The sequence below is a fragment of the Bradyrhizobium nivariense genome (genome assembly GCF_029846695.2).
Classification (GTDB): domain Bacteria; phylum Pseudomonadota; class Alphaproteobacteria; order Rhizobiales; family Xanthobacteraceae; genus Bradyrhizobium.
Map to the genome: position 1 here is coordinate 17,032 of NZ_JARWCR020000009.1, position 24,026 is coordinate 41,057.

19 protein-coding genes are annotated in these 24,026 nt (G+C 63.8%); 7 read left to right on the forward strand and 12 right to left on the reverse strand.

All coding sequences use genetic code 11. The annotated features are described in order from the left end of the window. Positions 1–105 precede the first annotated feature (105 nt). On the reverse strand, positions 106–459 hold the full coding sequence (locus tag QCM77_RS09905) for a hypothetical protein (protein WP_279659553.1): 354 nt from the start codon (positions 457–459) through the stop codon (positions 106–108). A 185-nt stretch (positions 460–644) separates the two neighbouring features. Here QCM77_RS09905 and QCM77_RS09910 point away from each other — a divergent pair, with 185 nt between their 5' ends. Further along, positions 645–869, forward strand: a complete 225-nt coding sequence (locus tag QCM77_RS09910; protein ID WP_279659552.1) for a hypothetical protein — start codon at positions 645–647, stop codon at positions 867–869. A gap of 289 nt (positions 870–1,158) precedes the next feature. Here QCM77_RS09910 and QCM77_RS09915 read toward each other — a convergent pair whose 3' ends face one another. Then, positions 1,159–1,815 carry a glutathione S-transferase family protein gene (locus tag QCM77_RS09915; RefSeq protein ID WP_279683277.1) on the reverse strand — a complete coding sequence of 219 codons (657 nt, stop codon included), beginning with the start codon at positions 1,813–1,815 and terminating at the stop codon, positions 1,159–1,161. A 167-nt stretch (positions 1,816–1,982) separates the two neighbouring features. Here QCM77_RS09915 and QCM77_RS09920 point away from each other — a divergent pair, with 167 nt between their 5' ends. After that, the gene (locus tag QCM77_RS09920) at positions 1,983–3,206 is read left to right on the forward strand and encodes a polyhydroxyalkanoate depolymerase (protein ID WP_279683186.1); all 1,224 of its coding nucleotides are present in this window, start codon (positions 1,983–1,985) and stop codon (positions 3,204–3,206) included. A gap of 129 nt (positions 3,207–3,335) precedes the next feature. Here the strand turns inward: QCM77_RS09920 and QCM77_RS09925 are convergent, their stop codons facing one another. Then, positions 3,336–6,665, reverse strand: coding sequence for an adenylate/guanylate cyclase domain-containing protein (locus tag QCM77_RS09925; RefSeq protein ID WP_279659550.1), 3,330 nt, complete (start codon positions 6,663–6,665; stop codon positions 3,336–3,338). 317 nt (positions 6,666–6,982) lie between these two features. After that, positions 6,983–7,498, reverse strand: a complete 516-nt coding sequence (locus QCM77_RS09930) for a hypothetical protein (RefSeq protein WP_279659549.1) — start codon at positions 7,496–7,498, stop codon at positions 6,983–6,985. Positions 7,499–8,068: 570 nt separating this feature from the next. Here QCM77_RS09930 and QCM77_RS09935 point away from each other — a divergent pair. Further along, positions 8,069–8,995 carry a catalase family peroxidase gene (locus QCM77_RS09935; RefSeq protein ID WP_279659548.1) on the forward strand — a complete coding sequence of 309 codons (927 nt, stop codon included), beginning with the start codon at positions 8,069–8,071 and terminating at the stop codon, positions 8,993–8,995. A 63-nt stretch (positions 8,996–9,058) separates the two neighbouring features. Here QCM77_RS09935 and QCM77_RS09940 read toward each other — a convergent pair whose 3' ends face one another. The 7 genes from QCM77_RS09940 to QCM77_RS09970 form a co-directional block, all read right to left on the reverse strand. Further along, entirely contained in the window at positions 9,059–9,982 is a 924-nt protein-coding gene (locus QCM77_RS09940) for a helix-turn-helix domain-containing protein (protein WP_279659547.1), read from the reverse strand. A gap of 288 nt (positions 9,983–10,270) precedes the next feature. After that, positions 10,271–12,139: an ABC transporter ATP-binding protein gene (locus tag QCM77_RS09945; RefSeq protein WP_279683188.1), complete on the reverse strand. Its 1,869-nt coding sequence runs from the start codon at positions 12,137–12,139 to the stop codon at positions 10,271–10,273. A gap of 201 nt (positions 12,140–12,340) precedes the next feature. Continuing rightward, positions 12,341–13,267 (reverse strand): 2-hydroxyacid dehydrogenase, encoded by a 927-nt coding sequence (locus tag QCM77_RS09950; RefSeq protein ID WP_279659545.1) that lies wholly within the window; start codon positions 13,265–13,267, stop codon positions 12,341–12,343. Positions 13,268–13,284: 17 nt separating this feature from the next. Beyond that, a complete protein-coding gene (locus QCM77_RS09955) occupies positions 13,285–14,613 on the reverse strand; it encodes an NAD(P)/FAD-dependent oxidoreductase (protein WP_279659544.1) in 1,329 nt (442 codons plus the stop codon). 52 nt (positions 14,614–14,665) lie between these two features. Continuing rightward, positions 14,666–15,541 carry an ABC transporter permease gene (locus QCM77_RS09960; RefSeq protein WP_279659543.1) on the reverse strand — a complete coding sequence of 292 codons (876 nt, stop codon included), beginning with the start codon at positions 15,539–15,541 and terminating at the stop codon, positions 14,666–14,668. A 3-nt stretch (positions 15,542–15,544) separates the two neighbouring features. Continuing rightward, positions 15,545–16,495 carry an ABC transporter permease gene (locus QCM77_RS09965; RefSeq protein WP_279659542.1) on the reverse strand — a complete coding sequence of 317 codons (951 nt, stop codon included), beginning with the start codon at positions 16,493–16,495 and terminating at the stop codon, positions 15,545–15,547. Between the two features lie 27 nt (positions 16,496–16,522). After that, on the reverse strand, positions 16,523–18,214 hold the full coding sequence (locus tag QCM77_RS09970; RefSeq protein WP_279659541.1) for a peptide ABC transporter substrate-binding protein: 1,692 nt from the start codon (positions 18,212–18,214) through the stop codon (positions 16,523–16,525). Positions 18,215–18,431: 217 nt separating this feature from the next. Between QCM77_RS09970 and QCM77_RS09975 the strand changes: the two genes are divergently transcribed. From QCM77_RS09975 to QCM77_RS09990, 4 genes are all read left to right on the forward strand, one after another. After that, the gene (locus QCM77_RS09975; RefSeq protein WP_279659540.1) at positions 18,432–19,064 is read left to right on the forward strand and encodes a cupin domain-containing protein; all 633 of its coding nucleotides are present in this window, start codon (positions 18,432–18,434) and stop codon (positions 19,062–19,064) included. A gap of 130 nt (positions 19,065–19,194) precedes the next feature. Then, positions 19,195–21,036: an ATP-binding protein gene (locus tag QCM77_RS09980; protein WP_279659539.1), complete on the forward strand. Its 1,842-nt coding sequence runs from the start codon at positions 19,195–19,197 to the stop codon at positions 21,034–21,036. Positions 21,037–21,108: 72 nt separating this feature from the next. Then, complete coding sequence (locus QCM77_RS09985; RefSeq protein ID WP_279659538.1) at positions 21,109–21,558, forward strand: cupin domain-containing protein; 450 nt, start codon at positions 21,109–21,111, stop codon at positions 21,556–21,558. A 41-nt stretch (positions 21,559–21,599) separates the two neighbouring features. After that, complete coding sequence (locus tag QCM77_RS09990) at positions 21,600–22,673, forward strand: hypothetical protein (protein WP_279683191.1); 1,074 nt, start codon at positions 21,600–21,602, stop codon at positions 22,671–22,673. Here the strand turns inward: QCM77_RS09990 and QCM77_RS09995 are convergent. Then, complete coding sequence (locus tag QCM77_RS09995; RefSeq protein WP_279659536.1) at positions 22,670–24,013, reverse strand: cytochrome-c peroxidase; 1,344 nt, start codon at positions 24,011–24,013, stop codon at positions 22,670–22,672. The genes QCM77_RS09990 and QCM77_RS09995 overlap by 4 nt on opposite strands. Between the last annotated feature and the right edge of the window lie 13 nt (positions 24,014–24,026).

A 24,026-nucleotide genomic window follows, 5' to 3' on the forward strand; every position in this document is an offset into this window, starting at 1 on the left:
CTTGCCAAGCAAGCGGGATGGTATGCCAGCGTTGCGCGCTACTGCTTCTCGGTCCCGGCTCGGCGGAGCAGCGTTACACGCTGCACCGCGTCCGGGACACGACATTCATTTCGCATCCTTCGGCGGCGGCGCGTCCTGCTTCTTCTTCACATCCTCCGCCATCTTCGCCTGCGCGGACTGGAGATCACCGAGCGTCTTCTGCAGGCCGGCCACGGTCGTCTTCAACGCATCGATCTGGCGACCCGCGGCATCCAGCTTCTGCTGGTGATCGAGGTTCAGCTTGGTGATCGTTTTCTGGAGGAAGTCGACATTGCTCTGGAGGCAGCTGGTGCGGCGCTCCATGGTCTTCTCGACGGTGCATATCTCGATGCCGGGCACGTCCTGCGCGCGGAGCGGCGAGATCACCAGCGTGGCGAGCAGCAACATCACGCAACAAGCGCCGGCGCTTCGAAGCAGCATTGCAGGTTCCTCGTCAAATCAATCACGGCAATGTGCGCTTTTTGCGCGCGGCCAGTCGAGGCTACCACACTCGTACCGCATTCTCGCGTTGAGCTTGCAGCTGTTCCCTTGGACGGGGAACGATGATCTGCACGCGGGGGAAATGGGCGCTCCTTCCGCGGCTTTGTTTAGGGGAGATTTCTGGAATGGCAACGCGCGACAGACGACTGGCAGAATTCGACGGCGCCGGAGAACCGCCGCCCGGCCTTGCAGTCGAAGTGCTGTGCGAGGACCACAGCGGGACGTATCAACTGCCGTTCGCCTGCCGCTATGTCGAGGGACGCTGGCAGAACCACGCGGCCGGCGTCGCGGTCGAAGCAACCGTCATCGGCTGGCGCGTCCCGCGCGTGAAGCACTCGGGCGCGGCCTGAACACCAATGTCTGTCTCAAAATGCAACGGGGTCGCGTCCCGGCTTAACCTTCGGAACGCGGCCCGAACAAATCACGTCCGAATCAGCCGCAAGTCCGTGTCCACGCCTGTTCACGGCTAGATGTCGCAACCGGCTCGCACGCGTATACAATATCTGCTCAGCGCGTGAGCAGGCCCGAGCCGGCAGCGGACGCCAAAGGTTAACGGCTCCAATGACTTCAACGACATGGCGGCCGGGTACGGCGGTGTGAGCCTCGCTCCTAAAACAGGCAGCGCGGCACCAGGCCTGCCTAATATTCGACCTCGAGCTCCTCGATCTCGGCCGGCTCTTCCCTTGCCGCCGCGATCCATTCCCGCATCTCGGGCATGGCCATGATGGTATCGGCATAAGCCTTCAGGAGCGGGTCGAGCTTGACGTTATAGGTGGCGAAGCGCGTCACCACGGGGGCGTACATCGCGTCCGCCATGGTGCGCCTCTCGCCGAACAGAAAGGGGCCGCCCGATTTCTCCAGGCAATCGCGCCAGATCGCCCAGACCCGGTCGATGTCGGCCTGCGCGCGCGACCAGATCTTGAAGCCGGGGAAATGTCCCTTCAGATTCACCGGCAGCGAGGCGCGCAGCGTGGTGAAGCCGGAATGGATTTCGCCGCAGATCGAGCGGCAATGCGCGCGCTGGACGCGATCTGCGGGCAACAGCCCGGCATCCGGCATCGCCTCGTTGAGATATTCGGCGATCGCCAGCGTATCCCAGACGGTCGCGCCGTCGTGCCGCAGGCACGGCACCAGGATCGACGAGGACAGCAGCAGGATTTCGGCGCGCGCCGACGCGTCGTCCGGCGCGGTGACGATCTCCTCGAAATCGAGCCCGGAAAATTTCGTCAGCAGCCAGCCACGCAGCGACCAGGACGAGTAGTTCTTGCTGCTGATGGTCAGTGTCGCCTTCGCCATGTGGCCTTCCCTCACGCCTGTGACCTGCACCCGCCCGGCCTGCGGCGTGCACATGATCTGTGCTTCCCGCGGAATGAGCAGCAAGCGACGTGCCAGTCTTGAGGGCGGTCCACCTCCCGTTTGGCTTCGATATTGCATAGCAGCACGGGACAGGTGGGCGTTTCAGTATGATGTCGATGTATTATCAGGCCTTTCAGAACCATATGGACCTGACGGCGCCGTGGCGGTCGGGGGCTTCGTCCGCGCTTAAATTCCTCAATCTGGTGCCGCAGGGCCTGTCGGATCAGGTCGTCGGCCGGCTGTCGGCCGCGCTGGAGCTGATCTCCCGCTCCACCCTCACCTATCACCGCCCTGCCTACGGCATCGACAGCGTCATGGTGGGCAATCGCGAGGTCGCCGTCACCGAGGAGGTCGCTTACGCGACCCCGTTCGGCTCGCTGCTGCGTTTCAAGAAGGAGGGTGTGGGCGAGCAGCCGCGCATGCTGCTGGTGGCGCCGATGTCCGGCCATTTCGCGACGCTGCTGCGCGGCACCGTGAAGACGCTGCTCCAGGACCACGACGTCTACATCACCGACTGGCACAATCCGCGCGACATTCCCCGCAGCGAGGGCCGCTTCGGGCTCGACGACTACACCGAGCATCTCATCGACTTCCTCGGCCAATTGGGCCCGCGTCCGCATATGGTGGCGATCTGCCAGCCCTCGGTCTCGGCACTCGCGGCCGCCGCGATCATGTGCGAGGGCAACCATCCCTCGCGGCCGGCGACGCTGACACTGATGGCGGGGCCGATCGACACGCGCATCCAGCCGACCAGGGTCAACGAATTCGCCAAGAGCAAGCCGATCGACTGGTTCGAGCAGAACCTGATCAACTACGTGCCGATGCAGTGCCGCGGCGCACTTCGGAAAGTCTATCCCGGCTTCGTGCAGCTTACCGCCTTCGTCTCGATGAATCTCGAGCGCCACATCAAGCAGCACATGGATCTCGCCAACCACATCGCCAAGGGCGAGAAGGAGAAGGCGGCCAGCATCAAGACCTTCTACGACGAGTATTTCGCCGTGATGGACCTGCCTGCGGAATTCTACATCGAGACCGTCCGCGACGTATTCCAGGAGCACCTTTTGCCGCAGGGCAAGCTGATGCATCGGGGACGTCCGGTGAACACCAAGGCCGTCAGCCGCATGGGGCTGATGACCGTCGAGGGCGAGAAGGACGACATCTGCTCGATCGGCCAGACCCTCGCGGCGCAAGACCTCTGCACCGGCGTGCGCGCCTATCGCCGCGTCCACCACATGCAGGCCGGCGTCGGCCATTACGGCGTGTTCTCGGGCAAGCGCTGGAACAACGAGATCTATCCGCTGCTGCGGGATTTCGTGCACGTGAATTCGTAACCCGTCAGCCCCTGGCCCGTACGTCACGTGCGAACCTCAACGCGCAATCGCAGTGAGGCGACCGGAGATGCTGGGCAGGATCGAGACGCCTCTCCTGACCAAACGGCTAGCTAGAGAAACCGCACGTGCCTAATGCACTTGCTTGAGCAGCTCTTTGGCTTCAACGACTTCGGGAAGATTGCGCTCCGCATCGAATTCAGCGAGCACGGGAGCGAGCACCTCGGATACCGCGCCCGCTCGGCCATTTGTCTTGTGCAGGCGTGCAAGTCCAAGGGCGCTGCGCAGCTCGAAAGTCTTCACCCGTTGGTGTCGTGCGATTTCCAGCGCTCGGTTGAGGGCATTTTCGGCACAGGCTAGGTCCGAAGGACCATGACGCAACAAAAGTTCCCCGTAGACGCGATGCAGCTCGGCATCAAGCCAATGCTGACCGGATTGCCCCGCCCATGCGATCAATCCGCTCAAGATTTCCAGCCCGTTTTCGAGTTGGCCCGATTCTGCATCCGCCATGGCGACATGCATCCCCCAAAACGGCTCACAGAGGTAGCAGTCATTCTCGTGCAGCAAGGTCCAGCCGCGACGCATTTCCGTTAGCCCGGCCATTCCATCGCCGGCACGCCACTTGGCCAGGCCATTCAGGTAGGTGCCGGCGGCCACATACAGCGGCATCGTGTGGTCGTGAGCGAGACCGAGCGCCAGGATCGTCTCTGTTTGCTGCAACATGCCCCCGCATAGTCCGTCGAACACAGCTCGATGAACAAGCGCATTGGCCTGAGAAAGCGCCCGTTTTTCTCCGGAAGCACTTATCGCTTCCGCGGCGAGGCGGCGTGCGCGAGCGATCCTGCCAAGCGGCCAAAGCACCAGGGCAAGAAACCTCATGATCACGAATGGGAGATCCAGCGCCGAGCCCCTGAACGTCGCGGGATCCGGCTCGTCACCATAGATCTCTAGTGCCTTCTCAAGATGTACTCTCGCGTTCAAGTAGTCGCCCCCGAACCAGCAGGTAACCCCGCCCGTCCAATGTGCAACGACGGCGGCCACCGGTGAGTCCGGTCGCCGGTCAGCGGCGTTCATGATGGCATCCACCAGCGCCCGCATCGGCGCGAGTTCGCCGTGTGTCAGGCAGGCATTGAAGAGGCCCGAATGGACCGGCGCAAGTTCAACCGGATCATTAATGTCGGCTGCGAACTGCCGGGCGCGCGTCCATGCGGCTACCGTTTCGGGAGCGCTGTGCCCAAGGCTGCCCCGCAATGCACGGCCATATGCAATTTGAAGATGAAGCCTACTCATCATCCGGTCGGGCTCATCGGGCAGCTCATCGGCGATGGCAATCGCCTTGCCGAGATGTGCAATCGCCTCGGAATAGGCGGAGCGTTTCAGCGCCTGCAGGCCCGCCTTGCGCCACCATTCGAGGGCGACCTCGTTCAGCCCCGCCTCAGTGAAGTGGTGTGCCAGAACTTCCGGCTCAGTCTCGGCGACGATTGGAAACTTCTCGCGCAGGACATCGCCGATGCGCTTGTGAAGCACCTGCCGTTTGCTCTTGAGCAGGCTCTCGTAGGCCGCTTCCTGAACGAGAGCGTGCTTGAAACTATAATTTGCTTCGGGCGGAGCCCCGCGACGCACCAGCAGTTCGGCCTCTTCGAGTTGCGCTAGCGCAGCGCTCAGCGTCAGATCATCGCGTCCCGCCACATATCTCAGCAGCGCGTATGAGAAGTCGCGACCGATGGCGGCGCCTATCTGTGCCAACTCCTTGACTGGAGCCAGCCGGTCGAGCCGCGCCATCAGCGAATCCTGCAGCGTCGCCGGAATAGCGAGCGGCGGGAGCGGACTATCGAGGCGATAGCGCCCGGCATCTTCGACGAGCAGTCCGGACTCCAGCACCATCTTGGTCAATTCCTCGACGAATAGCGGGATGCCATCCGTCCTATCGATGATCTGCTTCATCATCTCGCGTGGCAGCTGGCGACCAACGGCCACCTGTTCGACCAGCGCGCGCGAGTCCTGCCGATCGAGTCGGTCGAGCCGCAACAGACTGACGTTGGCAAGGCCCGACCATGAGGGCTCGAACTCTGGCCGGCATGTCATGAGCACGAGTATCGGCAGTCCCCTGATCCGGTCGACCGCGAGATCGAACAGTTCAAGTGTCGTGGCATCGGCCCAATGCATGTCCTCGCAGACAATCAGCAGGGGCTGCTCTCGCGCCAATCCCTCAAGCTGATCGAGAAGGGCGGCAAATGTCTGTCGCCGCTGCTGCGCCGGGCTCAAACCCAGCGGCGGACAATGGTCGCCGGTGGGAATCGAAAGGAGAGCCGCAATGAGCGGTGTCGCTTGGGCGACCTGCTGTGTTCCAAGCGCCAGCATTGCTTCGAGCTTGTCGAGCTTTTGCCCGGACGTGTCGTGCGAGCGGATGCCGGCGGCGCGCTCGAGCTGCGCGACAAAGGGATGGAGCGCACTGTTGGTATGGTAGGGCGAACACTGATATCGCACCCGGCGGTGCGCCCCCAACGAGGGGCTTTCGGACAACGTTGCGACAATGCGCGACTTGCCGATGCCCGCTTCGCCAGAAATCAATACCATCTGGCCCTGCCCCTGCCATGCCAGCCGCTGGCGCGAGAGAGTGAACTCGATCTCGTCCCTGCGGCCGACAAAACCGATCGAGCGCGCCGCGCGGACCGCCTCGAAGCGACTCTCGGATGCGATCGCTCCCTCCACCGCCCAGACTGCGATCGGTTCGGCTATCCCCTTGACCTCACGGCGGCCGAGATTGCGAAACGTGAAGAGATCACCAAGCAGCCGGCGCGTCGACGAAGCAACGACGACCGCGCCCGGTTCCGCCAGGCTCTGGAGCCGAGCGGCGAGGTTGGGTGTGTCGCCGACGGTTGCCTGCTCCTCTGACGCATCTCCGCTGATGAGGTCACCGACCACCACAAGCCCTGTCGCAATTGCGATGCGCAGTTCAACCCGTTCGTCGGCGCCTGTTTTGAGCTGCCTAATTGCGGAGATAGTGTCGAGGCCCGCTCGCACTGCGCGCTCCGCATCATCCTCGTGGGCGCGAGGATAGCCGAAATAAACGAGTATTCCGTCGCCGACGAACCTGGCTATCCTGCCGTCATAAGCGGCAATGACGCTCGCGCAGGCGGCGCGGTAGGCCCGGATCACTTCCCACATATCCTCGGGATCGAGACGCGCCGAGAGCGCGGTCGAGCCGACCAGATCGCAAAACATAACGGTGAGGTGGCGCCGCTCGGCGTCCTGAGGAGGGGTCGGCGATGCGATCAACGCGGCTGGATCGAGGTCGGCAATAGCACGCAGCATTTTGCGGCGATGGCCTAGCAGGACTCCGAGCTTATCAAAGTCCTCGTCCATCAGTTCGGGGAGGACGCCCACGTCGATCCCATTTTGGACAAAACGCTCTGCGTATTGCCCAAGCCCCAGTTTCTCGAGCCACTCCGCAATCTGCATTGGCTCCACCGATCGTGTGGTTGGCGGTTAGCAGAATTTTGGACCACGGCGTGGGGACGATATCCCAACATCGCCATGATGGCACGTCTTGTTTGTTGTGCGATAATTTAGGTTACTCAGTACCGACACGGCTTCCAAGCCGGGTCGCCGCCCGATGCGAACGACTGCGCTACCAAAAATCGCCTTCACGCAGCGTTGGACGACAGAGGTTGCGATGAGTGGTCACGACTCACTCCAGACCTGGAGCCGAATCCAACGCTGCGGCTTGTGCTCACGTCACGACGCCAAGCAGACGTTCTTCCGTGAGCACAATTCCTTCATTGCTTGTCCATGCGCGCTTCGTAGTTGCGAGCCATCGTGCCCGCCGCAACTTGGAGCGAAGAACCAACCACCCAACAGCCGGCAACAAAGGCTATCAGCCCACTGGCTGGGTTTTGATCAAGGACAAGGATGCTGACGGACAGAGTTGCGGCAATCGCGGCGCCGAACGTTCCGGCTGCACTCATGATCTCAGCCGGCTCGGAACCATTCCACTCTTCCGAGGTGCTCGAAATCGACTTCCGTGCGACACTGCGAGACAAATCAATTCCGACATAATAGCTAAGAGCTCCGTAGAGCATCGTTATCAGCACGATCCAGCCGCTTTCAAACAGTCCGCCTTTCTCACGCAACAGGGTCGCACCCACATAGAGGCCGCAAGAGGCCCCAACGGCTGCGAGCCCAATTCTTTCAAGAAGATGGGCCGACCTGATCAGACTGGAACGAGCGATCCGAAGATTGCCGGAGCCCCTCGTTAGGGAAAATGCGCTGGAAACTGCATCACTAATTTTCATTGGGGTCTCCTTCTTAAGTAAGTAGCGGCCTACCGGCCGACCCCGAATAGAGGCAGCCACGTGGACGCGTTTTGCGATTGCCTTGATTCCAATTTCTGAAAAATCTGTGCTGAGTGATGGGGCTGGCTTGCTCGTGAGCAAGACGAGAGCCAATCCAAAGCTGCGAGCACGCGGCTACGCAGGCATTGCATCTCACCCGTGTCTGTCAGTTAGGTCCGGGTGCGGCAATTTCTTGCGGGAGTGATAGCTCGAAAGAGAGTGATGAAATATGAGACGGTTCACATAACGCGGTTCCCCGTCGCTCCATCCGGTCACAATTTCCGGAGGACAGGTCTGCATCGTCGCGAGACCCGGGAGCGCGGGAGCTGAAAGAGCCGTCAGTTAACAAGTTGTCCCGCGTCTCGCCGACATCAGATCTATCCACTCATGCCGTGTTTCGTGCACGTGAATTCCTGAAGATCCGCCAAATTCCTTCAGCAGGATCGGACAAAGCAGCGCGGCTTTGGGAAAGACGCCGGCGCTGCACCAGCCCTAAAACACGGACATGCCGCTCGAGCCGGAGGCCTTGCCTTGTCCGAATTGCCAAATCCTGCCGCCACGCCGGCTGCGATCGTCGACGCATTGAAGACGCTCGCAGGCAATCCGCCGAAGGTGCGCGCGAGCTTCGCCAAGGGCCGATGCGTGCGCGGCACCTATGCCCCGTCCGACCGCGCGGCAGAGATCACGCGATCGCTGAGCTTCACAAAACCGTCGCGCGTGCTGGCGCGGTTCTCCGTCGGTGGCGGCAATCCCGGAGTGACCGACACCAACAACCTCGTGCTGCGCGGTTTCAGCTTCAAGCTTGGCGACGACGCCCATCGCTCGGACATCCTGCTGGAAAGCGCTCCGGTGCATTTTGCACGGACGCTCGACCAGATGCTCGCCTTCCTCGAGGCGCGCATTCCGGGCGTGGACGGCAAGCCCGACATGGCGAAGGTCAAGGCCTTCTCCGCGGCCAATCCTGAGACGCTGAACCAGGCGAACTACATCGCCGCGCGCCGGCTGCCCGGCAGCTTTGCCGGCACGACCTATTGGGGCGTGCACGCCTTCCCCGCGACCAACGCGAAGGGCGAGACCCGCTTCATCAAGTTCAAGCTCTCGTCCGTCGGCGGCGATATCACGCTGAGCGAGGATGAGGCCAGGGCGAAATCCGCGGACTTCCTGCATGACGATCTCGCGCGGAGGATCGCAGGCGGCGACGTCCGCTTCAATGTGATGGCCTTGCTCGACCGTCCCGGCGATCCCACCATGGACGTGACCCTGCGATGGCCTGACGAGGACAATCGCGAGGGGGTGCGGCTGGGGACGATCGTCATCACCAGCTTTGAGGCCAATGAGGCCTGCGACGGGTCCATCTTCAATCCGGCCAATCTCGCCGATGGCATCGGCCATCCGCCGGACGAGATCTTTGCGGCGCGCCGCACGGCCTACACGATCTCGCTGGCGAAGCGCCGCTGATCAGATTCTTGTTTTGACGCGTTTTCTTTACGCGAACCGGTATCCACTTGGTTCGAAAACGCGCTACTCGTCGGGTCCGCCATCGGTTTCGCGGCGCCACGCGCCCGGACTGACGCCGACCATGGACGAGAACACCCGCGTGAAATGGCTCTGATTGGCAAATCCGGCCGAGATGGCAATCTCGGACAACGGCAGGTCGCGAACCGTCATCAGTTGCTTGGCCGCCTTCACGCGCTGCTGGAGCAGCCATTGATGCGGCGGCAGGCCGGTGGAGATCCGGAATGCGCGCGAGAAGTGGCTGACCGAAAGGCCGAGCTCGGTTGCGATCTGCTGCAACGCGATCTTGCCTGAGAGATCGGAGTCGAGCCGATCGCACGCGCGCTTCACCTGCCATGGCGCGAGACCGCCGCGGCTCGGTTCTGCGGCTGGCTTCAGCCCACCATAGGTCTGGGCGACGTGGGCGGTGAGCGCAAGCATCATGTGATCGACGAAAAGCTGGTTGGTCTCGTCGGGTCGACGCAGACCGTGCTGCAACGAGGCGCCGACATGTCGAATGACCTCGTCGTCATGACCGACACCTGGCTCGTAGCTGAGCTCGCCGACGCGCGGCCCGCCGGGCTGCCTGGCAATGCCGTTGAGCGCCGAGCGCGGCAAATAGAAGAAGAGCGAGTGAAACGGCTTGTCGATCACATAGCGAGGGTCGCGCTTGAGATCGTACAGATAGGTCTCACCTGCGCGAACATCCGCCTTGGTGACACAGCGGCCCTCCTCCCAGCATTCGCAATCCGGATAGTCGCGGAATTTCAGGCTGACGAGATAGGCATCTTCCGCAGCCAGGGAGCCGGACATATCCGGCGTCGGATCGTCGTTGCGGACCTCGGTGACCGCGAGCGCGGCGCTGTGCAGCGAACGCGTGATCAGGACCGGTGCTTGCTTCGAGCGAAGGCCCCGCCCAAGCCTCTGTCCGTAGACGCCTGCTTGTGTCATTTCAATAAACCCATCCGTAAAGGCACGTCTTCGTCGGCCCTCCCGAGATCCGCATTATCGGAGATCGCCGGCCAACGGTCCAGCTGCAGCGCATAACACGAAGCTGTCGTGGCAGGCTGTCGCACCGGATCGCGACGCGATGATTTCATTGTGATTTCAGCGTGATGTCACAGGCCCCGGCGTCGCAAAGGACAACACCGTTAACCCGCTCGGCAAGTCATCGCGCGATTTCATCGTGCGTTCTCGAAAACGATTCGCGGCCGAAGGCGCGCTCGCGGCCTGCGCGCGTCAGGCGGACCATTCCTCGCCCCAAAGCTGAACGACGTGGCCCGGCGACACTTCGCGATATTGCCGAACCGGCGGCTGGAAGTCGGGCGCGCGCACCGGGCTTCTGATCTCGTCGTTCGAGGCTTGGCGCCTGGTGCCGCGGCGCGCTGGATCCGGCACCGGCACGGCCGCCATCAGCTTCTTCGTATAGGGATGCTGCGGATTGCCGAACAATGCCGCGCGCGGACCGGTCTCGACGATCTCGCCGAGATACATCACCGCGACGCGATGACTCATGCGCTCGACCACCGCGATGTCGTGGGAAATGAAGAGATAGGCAAGGCCCATGCTGGCCTGAAGGTCGAGCATCAGATTGACGACCTGCGCCTTGACCGAAACGTCGAGCGCCGAGACCGCTTCGTCCGCGACAATGAGCTTCGGTCCGAGCGCGAGCGCACGCGCAATGCAGATGCGCTGGCGCTGGCCGCCGGAGAATTCGTGCGGAAAACGCGCGGCCATGTCGGCGGTGAGACCAACGCGAACGAGCAGGTCGGCGACCTTCTCCCGCGCCTGTGACGCCGAGGCGAGCCCGTTGGCAAGCAAGGGCGCTGCGATTGCCGTTCCCACCGACATGCGCGGGTTGAGGCTCGCGAACGGATCCTGAAACACGATCTGCATCTGCTTGCGGAAGTCGCGCAAGGTGCGGGCATTCATGGCCAGCACGTCCTGCCCGTCGATCAGAACGGTGCCGCTGTCCGGCTCCGTCAGCTTGAGAATGGAGCGGCCCGTCGTCGACTTGCCGCAGCCGGACTCGCCGACCAACGCCAGCGTCTCGCCGGCGCGCAAGGTGAAGGAGATGTTCTCGACCGCATGGACGCGGCCCGAGACCTTGCCGAACAAGCCCGAGCGGATTGGAAAGCGCGTGGTGAGGTTGGAGACTTCGAGCAGCGGCCGCTCGGCAATCGAGACCGTATCGGGCGTCTCCGCCGGCTCGTCCGAGGTGCCCGTCACCTTGTCGACGATCGGAAAACGCATCGGCCGCGACCGCCCGTCCATCGAGCCGAGGCGCGGCACGGCCGCGAGCAGTGCCCTTGTATAGGGATGCGACGGCGTTGCGAAGATGTGCGAGGTATCGTCGGTCTCCACCGCCTGGCCGCTATACATCACCACGGTTCGGTCGGCGATCTCGGCGACCACGCCCATGTCGTGGGTGATGAAGAGGATCGACATCCCCTCTTCCTGCTGAAGCTCCTTCAGAAGCTCCAGGATCTGGGCCTGGATCGTGACGTCGAGCGCAGTGGTCGGCTCGTCTGCGATCAACAGCTTCGGCTTGCAGGCCAGCGCCATCGCGATCATCACGCGCTGGCGCATGCCACCGGAGAAACGATGCGGATGCTCGTGGAAGCGCGATTTCGCCGCAGGGATGCGGACACGATCGAGCAGGCGGACGGTCTCCGCCTCCGCCGCCGCGCGCGACAGGCCGCGGTGCTGGATCAGTGCTTCCGCAATCTGGAAGCCGATGGTCAGCACCGGATTGAGGCTCGTCATCGGCTCCTGGAAGATCATGGCGACGTCGTTGCCACGAACATCCGTCATGCCCGCTTCAGGCAGCGTCAGCAGATCGCGGCCAGCAAGCCGGACGCTGCCCTCGACGCGGCCGTTCTCCCTCGGAATGAGCCGCATGATCGAGAGCGCGGTGACGCTTTTGCCCGATCCGGACTCGCCCACGATCGCCACGGTTTCGCGTGGCGCGACGTCGAACGAGACATTGCGGACAACGGATATCCATTGCCGTTCGCGCATGAAGGACGTGGTCAGGCCGGCGACCGATAGCACGGGCGCCTGTGCTTGTGCGATCACCTGGTTGGCTCCGCTCGCACCGGTGCTCATGCGAAGAACCTGACGCTCGCCCCGAAGAAGGTGCGCTCCCTCCCCCGCTTGCGGGGGAGGGTTGGGGAGAGGGTATCTCCGCGGTCGAAAACCCCCCAGAGGAGAGAACCCTCACCCGCGCCTTCGGCGCGACCTCTCCCGCAAGCGGGAGAGGTGAGACGGGCCCGTGGCTGCACCGATGTTCCCATCATCATCACACCCTCAATAACCGCGGCTACGATCGACACGCCCCGGCAAGGTCTCGCCGCGGCGGTGACGTGCGATGGTGTCGAGCACGTAGTCGACCGCCGTCTCCGGCTTCGTCGTGCTGGCGATGTGCGGCGTCAGAAGAATGCGCGGATGACTCCAGAACGGATGGCCCGCAGGCAGAGGCTCGGGCTCGGCGACATCGAGAACGGCAGCCGACAGCACGCCGGCATCGAGCGCCGCGATGAGGTCGGCGTCGACCAGATGCCCGCCCCGCCCGACATTGAGCAGCCGCGCGCCGCGCGGCAGACGCGCGAACAGATTTGCGCTGAGGAGACCGCGCGTCTCTGGTGTCAGCGGCAGCAGGCAGACCAGAATATCGGTCTGCCCGAGGAAATCCGGCAACGCGTCTGCGCCCGCATAGCAGGTGACGCCCTCGATGCTGCGCGGCGAACGGTTCCAGCCGAGCAGCGGAAAATCGAACGATTTGAGCCGTTCGAGCACGGCCTGCCCAAGCAGGCCGAGCCCCATCACGCCGACACGCCGCTCGCCGGTGTGCGTGACCGGAAGCTCACGCCAGACCTGCTCGCGCTGCTGGCCGATGAACTGCACGAGATCGCGATGCAATGCGAGCACGGACATGCAGGCATATTCGACCATGCGCTCGGTGATGCCAGGCTCCAGCATGCGGACCAGCGGAACATGCGGCGGAAGTTTTGTGATGTCGAACTGATCGACGCCGGCGCCGACCGAGAACAGCAGCTCGAGATTGGGGAACGTCACCGCGATGTCGTCCGGCGGCTGCCAGGCCACCAGATAGCGCACCGCCTGGGGATCTCCGATATCGGGCCAGAGCCGGAACGGCAGCTCCGGCGCGCGCTCGGCGAAGAGGCGAGCCCATTCGGCGCCGCGGACAAGATTAGCCTTGTAGAGGAATGTCATTTCGCCGACCGCCGCGGTTAGAACGGACTGACCGGCGCGAGCCGGCGGCCGTCGATCAGGCGCTTGTGGCTGTAGGCCGCGGGATCGACCAGCGGCGTCGCGCCCGTCACGATGTCGGCCGCGAGCTTGCCGGCCGCAGGGCCGATGCCGAAGCCGTGGCCGGAGAAGCCGGTGGCGAGGAAGAAGCCGGGCAAGGTGTCGACCGGCGAGATGACCGGAATGGTATCCGGCGTGCAGTCGATCGTGCCTCCCCAGGCTTCCGCGATCTCGATCTCCTTCAAATCCGGGTTCGACTTGATCAGCGAGGCCAGTGCCGCATTGACCAGCGACATGTCGGGCGCGGGATCACGCACGCGCTCGGTCTCGAACGGCGACGGCTTGTCAAAGCTCCAGCTCGTACCGCGCGCAACCTGGTCGAAGAACGACTTTCCGAATGACAGCTTCAATCCATTGCGGCGATGCAGATAGGTCGGCCAGAAGGTCCGCGCATAGCGGAACAGATCGGGTGACAGCTCGACCGTGCCGCGACCGCGCAGCGCCAAGGTGAAGCCACCGTCGAGGCGGCGGCGGATGCAATAGAAGTCGGTGCCGAGCGCGCCGGAGGTGATCTCCGGTGCCGGCGTGGTCCGGCACGCGGTCGCGTTGACGAGACCGATCGGCAGCTCGATGCCGTGGCGACGGCAGAACAGCGACGACCATGCGCCGCCGGACAGCAGCACCGATTGCGTGCGAATGGTGCCCTTCTCGGTGACGACGGCGCTCACCCGTCCGCCCTGCGTTTCAAGCCCACGCGCGGCGCAGCCCTGATGAATGGTGACGCCGTGTTTTCGCGCGGCGGTCGCAAGCGCAGGCACGGCCATCGACGGCTCGGCGCGCCCGTCGCTCGGCGTATGCAGGCCGCCGACCCATGTCTCGGAATTGCCGGGCAGGCGCTCGGCGACTTCCGCCGGCGTCAGGACGGTCGAGTGCACCTGCATTTCGCGCGCCGTTGCGGCCCATCGCTCCCAGCTGGCGAGCTCGTCCTTGCTCTTGGTCAGGAACAGCACGCCGGTGCGGCGGAAGCCGGCATCGACGCCGGCATCGTTCTGCATGTCCTCCCACAGAAGCAGCGCTTCGCGCGCGAGCGGGATTTCCTCGCGGGCGCGGCCCTGCTGGCGGCACCAGCCCCAATTGCGGCTCGACTGCTCGCCGCCGACATGTCCCTTCTCGACCAGCGCAACAGAAAGCCCCTTCTTCGCCAGATGATAAGCCGCGGACACCCCAATGACGCCGCCGCCGATGACGACGACGTCCACCTGCGCCGGCAGGCGTTCGTCGCTGTTTATACGGGTGAGCGGCGGGGACATGGGACACTCCTTAACGTCAGCCTGGACTTCAGTTCGATCGAGATCTTGCTCGTCATGGGATGTTCATTCGCGGGTCGAGCGCGTCGCGCAGGCCGTCGCCGAGGAAGTTGAAGCTCGTCACCGCAAGCGTGATGGCAACGCCCGGTGCAATCGCGAGCCAGGGCGCGCTGGTGAGATAGATCTGCGCGTTGTTGAGCATGTTGCCCAAGCTCGCGGCCGGCGGCTGGATGCCGTAGCCGAGATAGCTGAGATAGGATTCCAGCAGGATCGCCTTGGCGACGTTCAGCGTCGCCGCCACCACGATCGGCGCCATCGCGTTGGGCACGAGCTCGCGGAACATGATCCGCAGGTTCGACGAGCCGAACGCGAGTGCAGCAACCGCAAACTCGCGTTCCCGCAGCGAACGCACCTGGGCCTCGACGACGCGGGCCACCCACATCCAGGCGGTCGCCGCGATCAGCACGGTGGTGGTGACGAAGCCGGGCTCGGTGAGCGCCGCCAGCGCGAGCAGCAGAAAGATCGTCGGAAAGCACAGCACGGCATCGACGAGCCGCATCAGAACCGCGCCGACCACGCCGCCATAGAAACCGGCGAAGGCGCCGACGGCGATGCCGACCGCCATCGCAATCACCATCGCGATGATGCCAATCGACAGCGAGACGCGCGCGCCCATCATCAGCCGGGCCAGCACATCGCGGCCGAGCTCGTCGGTGCCGAGGATGTGCGCGCCCGACAATGGCGGCGCGAACCGCTTCATGATGTCGATATAGGTGTCGTCGAACGGCAGAAGATAAGGACCCAATGCCGAACCAAGAACAAGAACCAGAATGATCAACGCACCCGCGAGCGCCAGCCGGTGGCGGCGGAATCGCCGCCAGGCGGCCTGGCCGGGCGCGAGCTGGTCTGTGGAGAGAACCGCAGTCGTCATCGCCTAGCCCACCCGGATGCGCGGATCGACGACGGCATAGAGGATGTCGGCGAGCAGCGAGCCGATCAGAACCATGATTGCCGAGAACATCAGGATGCCCATCACCACGGGATAGTCGCGGTAGCCGATGGAATCGAGGAACAGCCGGCCCATGCCGGGCCAGGTGAACACGGTCTCGGCAACCAGCGCTCCTCCAAGCAGGGTCGGAAATTGAAGCCCCGCAACGGTGATCATCGGCAGCAGCGCGTTGCGCAGCGCATGCACAGTGAGGATGCGCCATTCCGGCATGCCTTTGGCGCGCGCGGTGCGGATGTAATCCTGGTTGATGACCTCGAGCATGGAGGAGCGCATGAAGCGCCCCCACATCGCGGTCTCGACCAGCGCCAGCACCAGCGCCGGCGCGATCAGATGATGCAGCAGGTCGAGCGGCGAGCCGTCGCCGATGGTCTCACGGTTGCCGGCCGGCAGCCAGCCGAGCTTCACCGAGAAGACATAGATGGTGACGAGGCCGAACCAGAAGGTCGGAATCGACAACGCGATCATGGCGCCGACGGTCGCCAGCGTATCGAACAGCGAGTAGCGGCGCAGCGCACCTAACACGCCGATCCAGCAGCCAAGCAAGACCGCGATGATCGTCGCCGTCGTCATCAACTCCAGGGTGGCGCCGAGATGCGATGAGATCACCGACAACACCGCCTCGCCGTCGCGATACGACCGGCCCCAGTCGCCTTTCAGCATACGGCCGAACCAGTCGAGGTACTGGATCGGCAGCGGGCGATCGAGGCCGAGCTGGCTCCTGACGCGATCGAGATCCTCCTGCGTCATCTGCGCGGACGCCGCAAATTGCGAGAGCGGGCCGCCCGGCGCCAGATGCAGGAGGGCAAAGCCGATCGCGGACACGATCACCAGCAGCATGATCGCCTGCGCCAGGCGATTGGCGACGTAACGGGCCATCTCAGGCGATCCTGCGGATCGGATGCATCAGGCCCAATACCACTCGCGGATGTTCCAGCAGTTGATCGACATGTTGATGTTGGGGCGGAAACCCTGGAGCCCTTCCTTCACGCCCTCGGCGATAAAGCCCTGGAACAGCGGCAGGATCGCGAGATCGTTGCGGACCAGCTTTTGCAGATCGCCATAGGTCGTCTTGCGCTGGGCCAGATCGAACTGCTTGGCGCCTTCGGCGAGAAGCCGATCCGCTTCCGCGCTCTGGTATTGATAGGTGTTGTAGCCGCGGCCGCCCTTGGCGGGAATCGCGCCGGAGCCGAACCGCGGCGTCACGTCGGGGTCGCTGCCAAGCATGAAGTTCACCCCCACGATCACCGAGTTGAACTTCGACTGCTGCCAGAAATCACCCCAGATCACGGCCGCCGGCATGTTGTTCACGCGCATGGCAGCACCAATCGCGCGCCAGTCCTGGATCAGGAGCTGCTGGGTCTGCTCGCGGACCGCATTGCCTGATGTCGTCGAGTTGGTGAATTCGAGCTTGACGCCGCCCTTCTCGCGCACGCCGCCGGCACCGCGAACCCATCCGGCGGCATCGAGCAGTGTATTGGCTTTTGCGGGATCATATTTGTGTTGCGGCAGGCCCTGCTGGAACGACCATGCCTGCTGCGGCACGAAACTTTCGGTCTGCGTCGGCAGGCCGTAATTCAGCGCATCGATGATCGCCTGCTTGTTGATCGCGAGGTACAGCGCCTCGCGCACCGTGCGGTCGGCGAACGCACCGAACTCCAGATTGGGCGCGATGTGCTCCACCGAGGACGTCGAGGAGACGAAGATCTTGCGCCCCTTCAGCGTCTTCGCCTCCTGCACGAAGTTCGGCAAGATGCCTTGCAGGCCGGTGTAATCGACCTGGCCGGTGCGGAACTGGGTGTAGAGGACGGTGAGGTCCGGAATGTACTTGAACACCACGCGCTCAACGTAAGGTCCCTTGCCGTGGTAGCCGGCATGAGCATTCAAGAGGATGTGGTCGCCCGGCACGCGCTCGCCCCAGCGGAACGGCCCGGTGCCGACAGGCGCGTTGTGGAACGGCGAGGCGTTCGGATCGGTCACCTTCTCCAGGATGTGCTTGGGCACGATGAAGGTCAGCGCCCCCAGGATCGACATATAGGGCGAATAGGCCGTTTCCATCCGCCAATGGATCTCGTCGGGCGCGACGACCTTGATGTCCTTTACGAGGCTATGGCCGACGCGGCTGCGCGCGCGGAAATCGGAATTGTTGATCAGATCGAGCGAGAATTTTACGTCCTCGGCCGTGAACGGCGTGCCGTCATGCCACTTCACGTCGCTGCGCAGCTTGATCTTCCAGGTCAGGCCATCGGCTGACAGGCCGCCATTCTCGATGGTCGGGACTTCGCGCGCGAGATCGGGAACGAACTTGCCGTCGGGATCGATGAACCAGAGCGGCGAGAACACCTGCCACCAGATACCCTGATCGACCTCGATGCCCGGCATCAGGGGATGAAAGACCGTCGGTTCCTGCGACAGCGCCGCGATCACCTGCCCGCGCGGCTTGTCCGGCGGATTGGAGGGACGTTCGGTCTGTGCAAATGCGTTGCCTGAAAGCGTCCATCCCGCCGCGGCGCCTGCGCCGAGCTGGACGAACTGACGGCGATTCGGAATGCCGAGATGCAGTGCCCCAACGCCGAACTTCCCGGTGTCGTCCGCCATGACCACTCTCCGTTGTCGCACGCGGCACCATCTCCCGCGCCCCGAGATCCCCGGCAAGGGACAGGAGTGGGCTTTAGTGCTTCTAAATTTTTCTATCAAAAGTTCATCATGACTAAATACAGCTGTCAATCACATTGCTAGGATGCGCGACCTTTTCACTCTACTGAAGCCCCGGACCGTCGTTGTCCGGGGCTGAGATGATGCATGGGAGAGCGACATGGATGGTCGCGGCGACACGAACAGTCCGAAGGGGGCCCCGACGATCGAGGCTGACGATGCGGTCGACCAGCGCCTCGGCGAGACCGTGCGGCTGCTGCGCCAGCGTGCCGGCCTCTCGATCCAGGACGTCGCCAACAAGACCGGCCTTTCCAACGGCATGATCAGCCAGCTCGAACGCGCGCGCGCCATGCCGTCGATACGCACGCTGCGCCTGCTCAGCATCGCGCTCGACGTCCCGATCTCCTATTTCTTCGAGACCACAGATCCCGCCGACGTGCAGCGCTACATCGTGCGCAAGAACAGCCGGCGCCTGCTGCGGCTCACCGCCAGCGGCGTCGTCAAGGAGGCGCTGACCCCGGCAGACAAAGGCCAGCTCGAACTCTACGAGCTTACGCTCAATCCCGGCGCGTCGTCCGGCACCGACTTCCTGCAGCACACCGGCGAGAAGGCGGGCTATATCCTCTCGGGCAGCCTGCGGCTGTGGCTCGACAACCAGGCCCACCTGCTCGAGGCGGGCGACAGCTTTCGCTTTCCGAGCATCGTGCCGCACATGTTCGACAACCCGACTCAGCAGACGGCGCGCGTGATCTGGGTGACGACGCTGCGCCAGACCGATTCGCCGGCAGGTTGAAGCGTCCGCCACCCGGCACCACCGCAAATTGCCCCTCGACGCCGCCGCACGGAATCTGTAGCTCACGTGGAGCCGGCCTCGTTGACAGGGCGGACACAAGGGTCCGCGACTGACGCGTTGGTGTGAGACCATGAAACTCAGGGGCGTTCTGACATTCGCGATGGCCGCGCAGGTCATCGTGACCGCGGCGGCTCTCCTCGTCTCCTATGCCGCGACCGGAACCGGCTTCGGCATTGCCCAGATTGTCGCCCTGCTGGCAAGCGGCGGCGTTGCGGTGCTACTCGCCCGTCTCTGCACGCGCGCGATCGAAACGTCGCAGGACAAGCGCACTGCTGCGCAACTGGCCGAGCAGGCTCGGGCCAGCGCGCAGATGACCCAGGCCGTCATCAAGACCGCACTCGATGCCTTCGTTCAAACCGACGCGAACGGTATCGTTCTGGAGTGGAGCGTTCAGGCCGAGGCCTTGACCGGATGGACGCGCAAGGAGGCGCTCGGCACTGACGTCGTCAGCCTCCTCATCGCCGAGCCGCTGCGCGAGGGCTTCAGGCAACGCATGATGCGGCTACTGCCGGAACTGTCGAACACGCCGATCGGCATCCGGTTCGAAGCGGGTCTGCTGCACCGGAACGGCGACGAGATCCTGATCGAGGCGTCCAGCACGGCGCTCCATCTCGGGGGCCGCACCCTCATCAACAATTTCGTCAAGGACGTCACCCGGAAGCGCGCCGCCGAGGAGCAGCTGATCCAGGCCCAGAAGATGGAGGCGGTCGGCCAGCTCACCGGCGGCATCGCGCACGAATTCAACAATATGCTCACCGTGATCACCGGCACGATCGAGATCCTTGCCGACGCCGTGAAGGACGATCCGCCGCTTGCGACCATCGCCAAGCTGATCAGCGAAGCCGCAGACCGCGGTGCGGCGTTGACGTCGAGCCTGTTGTCCTTTGCCCGCAAGCAGGCGCTCAAGCCGGCCGAGAGCGACGTCAACGAACTCCTTGAAGAGCTCGCAAAGCTGCTGCGGGCAACCTTTGACAAGAAGATCGAGATCGTGACCCGGCTCGACGGCAACATCTGGCTCGCCCTCGTCGATCGCGGCCAATTGAGCTCGGCGCTGCTCAACCTCGCGATCAACGCCCGCGACGCGATGCCGGATGGCGGCAGACTGACGCTGACGACGCGCAACGTCGTGTTCGGCGTCCGCGAGGCCGTGGCGGTCGGGGCCGGCTATGCCGGCGACTATGTCGGGATCGAGATCGCCGACACCGGCACCGGCATTCCACAGGCCATTCTGGAGCGGATCTTCGACCCCTTCTTCTCGACCAAGGAGATCGGCAAGGGCACGGGGCTCGGGCTCAGCATGGTGTTCGGTTTCGTCAAGCAGTCCGGCGGCGGCATCAAAGTCGCTTCCGAAGAAGGACGCGGCACGATTTTCACGATCTACCTGCCGAAGGCGGAGGCGAGCACGCTTCGCCCGGCCGGCTATGACGAGCGCAAGGTCGTGGGGGGTAAGGAAACCATCCTTTGCGTCGAGGACGACCGCGACGTCCGCCAGTACGTCACGGTCCAGCTCGAAAGCCTCGGCTACAAGGTCATCCCGGCCGCCAACGCGACCGAGGCGCTCGCCATCGCGGCCGAGGGCACGCGGTTCGACCTGCTTTTCACCGACATCGTGATGGCCGGCGGCATCAACGGACGCGAGCTCGCCGAGCAGATGGTGACTGCGCGGCCCTCGCTACGGGTGCTGTTCACGTCAGGCTATGCCTATGATTCGCTGCACGCGCAGGGACACGCCACCATGGGCGCGCCGCTTCTGACAAAACCCTACCGCAAGGCCGAGCTCGCGAACCTGCTGCGCCGTTCCCTCGACACCGCCGTCGACGCCGCTGGCGATCCGATCCCAAAGCCCTATTCGGTGCAGGCCGATGTCGAAGGCTTTCTGCGCAAGCAGGCGGCTGACCGCGACGGACGCTAGTGCAGTCGAACGGATGGACCGCGCGCGATATTTGCGCAAAACTCATCCAGCCAAATCCATTGGAGGCGAGCCATGACGTCACTCGAAAAAGGCATTACCGCAAACGGCACGGGCTATGGCGGCAAGACCTGGAACATCCTGGGCCAGGTCTATTTTCCCAAGGCCATCACCGAGTCCGCCTTTGCCTTCGAGACCAACAGCGAGCCGGGCCAGTTCGTGCCGGTGCACATCCATCCGACCCAGGACGAATTCATCCTGGTGCAGGAGGGCACGCTCGACCTCAAGCTCGACGGCAAATGGGTTAAGGCCCACGCCGGCGACCTCGTGCGCCTGCCGCGCGGCATCCCGCACGGCTATTTCAACAAGTCCGACAAGCCGGCCCGCGCGCTGTTCTGGGTCTCGCCGATGCAGAAGCTGGAGGCGCTGTTCAACCAGCTCCACAATCTGACCGACCCCGCCGAAGTCGTGCGCATCTCGGCGCTGCACGAGGTCGACTTCCTGCCGCCCGAAGCCAACGACTAGGCTACGATCCCCTGACCGACGAATCGTTGGGGGAACCGGCCATGCCTGCACGACGTCAACTCCTCGCAATCATCGCGGCGCTTGGGCTGGTCCTGACGACGTTCGTCCAGAGCCAGGCGCAAACGCTCACGGCAAGACAAACGGAGGCGCTCGCGGCCTACGAGCGCGCCCTCGGCGATTTCAAGTCCATCCTTGCCGAGCGGCGCGGCCAGATCGAGGCGAAGCAGCCGCTGCCGAACCTGCCGGGACAGGCGCTGTATCTGGCCCGCGTCGCCGTGATCAGCGCTTACAAGGATCTCACCGACGCCATGCCGTCTCGGATCGGCAGGCCCAACAAGTTCGAGATACCACCGGCCTATTTAGATGCCGACATCGAGCCGCTGATCGACGAATATTCAAGGCTGTTCGAGATCATGGAGGCGCCGCCCGCGGGGGCGCAGAATTCGGCGACGCCGTTCAAGGACGTCGTCGATCTCGCCGGCGCGATCGCGCGCGTCAGGGGGCTCGCGCCTGACCACGCGGAAGCTGCGGGCCGGATCAGCCTCGGGCTGTTCTTCGCCGAGACCAACGGCAAGCAGAACGTCCGCAACGGGCGCTCGAACACCTATATGGGCAGCTTCCAGACCGGCCCGTCCGAGGACCGCAACGGCCGCAGGAAATGGGAAGCCATCAAGGGAGAGATCGCGGCGGCCGATCCCGAACTGAGCGCACGCGATGACAAGGAAGAGGCCCGCGCCCGCGGCACCGATCACCGTTTCAACCACTGGACCAACGTGCGCGACGGCCTGATGAACGCGCATGCGGATGTTTTTCGGGAGATCCCGGGGATCGTGAAGACGCTGCCCGACCCGATCGACCAGATGAAGCTGTTCGAGCTGATCCAGATCGTCCCCACGCCGACGCGGTCCGCGCTCAAGTCCGGTGATCTCCTGAACTACAGGGTGTCCAGTCCGACGATCATGAAGCACCTGCGCAACAACAGCATTTTTGCTTTTGGACAGGCCGACCGGGCGCGAACCTCGGCAAGCCTCCGGGAAATCCTTGGCGCGATGTGGCTGTTCAAGCGGAAATTCGAGAAGGCGATGGTGAAATACGCGGAGATCAAGCCGCGCTAGTTCTCCGGCTTGTAGCCGTCCGTCAGCGTCTTCAAGAAGGCGATGATGTCGGCCTCGTCCTGCTCCGTCATCGCCGGCTTGTCGCCGGGGTGACGATCGAAGGGCGGATCGGAGACGTCGACATTGGCGTGATATTTTTGCGGCAGGTCGTTGTATTTCAACACATCGCCATCGGCTGCGCGCGGAAAAACCTTGTCCGGATTGGTGTCGCGGAAATTGTAGAAATCGAGCACCTGCTCGAGGCTATGGAAGACACCGTTGTGGAAGAAGGCGTGGCGCGTCGCCGTGTTGCGCAACGTCGGCGTCAGGAACATGCCGCAATATTGCGTCTGCTCGGCGATGTCGGTGCGATGCGGACCGCAGACGCCCAGGTCGAAATGATCGGGGTCGCGATTATTGGCGAGCGCCGCATTGCGCGGCGCGCCGAGCGCCTCGTATTGATGATCGGTGAACAGCGGCGGCAGGCCGTCGCGGGTCGGCGCAGAGGTGTGGCAGCCGGCGCAATTGGCCTTGTCGGGATCGTTGAACAATTGCAGGCCGCGTAGCTCGCTCTCCGAAAGCCGTGCCTTGCCTTCGAGCCAGTAATCGTACTTGCTGGTGTAGGGATGGAAGCTCGGCTCTTCCACCTGATAGCGCGCGACCGCGAACATCGCTTCTGCGATCAGAAGCCGCTGATTTCTCAGCACACCAGCGCCGAACAGCTCGACGAAGCGTTGCACATAGGGCGCGCGGCGCAGCTTGTCGGCCACGATCTCGGCGCTGCCGCCGTCCATCTCGTTCGGATCGAGCAGCGGAAACAGCGCCTGGTCCTGCAGTGTGTCGGCGCGGCCGTCCCAGAACAGGCCGCCCTGCGGCACGATGTTCGCCGACGCGCCGGTGCCGCCCGCGGTCTTCGTCGTGCGCGCCGCCTGCTGGCCGAGCGCGGCCATCTGTGCGAGGTCGATGACGTTGTCGTCGTCGCCCTTGTCAGGGCCGATGCTGAAATTCGGGTGGCGGTCGAGATAGGTCAACGACGGTACCGCGCGCGCACCCTGCCGCGACAGATTGGCGCCGCCGAGCATGACCGGCCCGTCGTTGGGCGGGCCGTAAGCGTGATCCGGGCTGTGACAGGAAGCACATGACAGCGCGCCGGACGAGGATAGCGAGGCGTCGTAGAAAATCTCCTTGCCGAGCTGCGCCATCGCGGACAATTGAGCTGTGGGCGAGCGCATGAGGCGAACCGGGTTGGGATTCGCGCCGGCCGGATTGGCCTCCGCAAATCCTTGCGTCTCGACGGCGAAGACGGCGCCGGCCAGACAAAGCAGGCCGGCGCCGAGAAGCCACATCGTGCGGCTGTTCATAGGATCAGTGGTC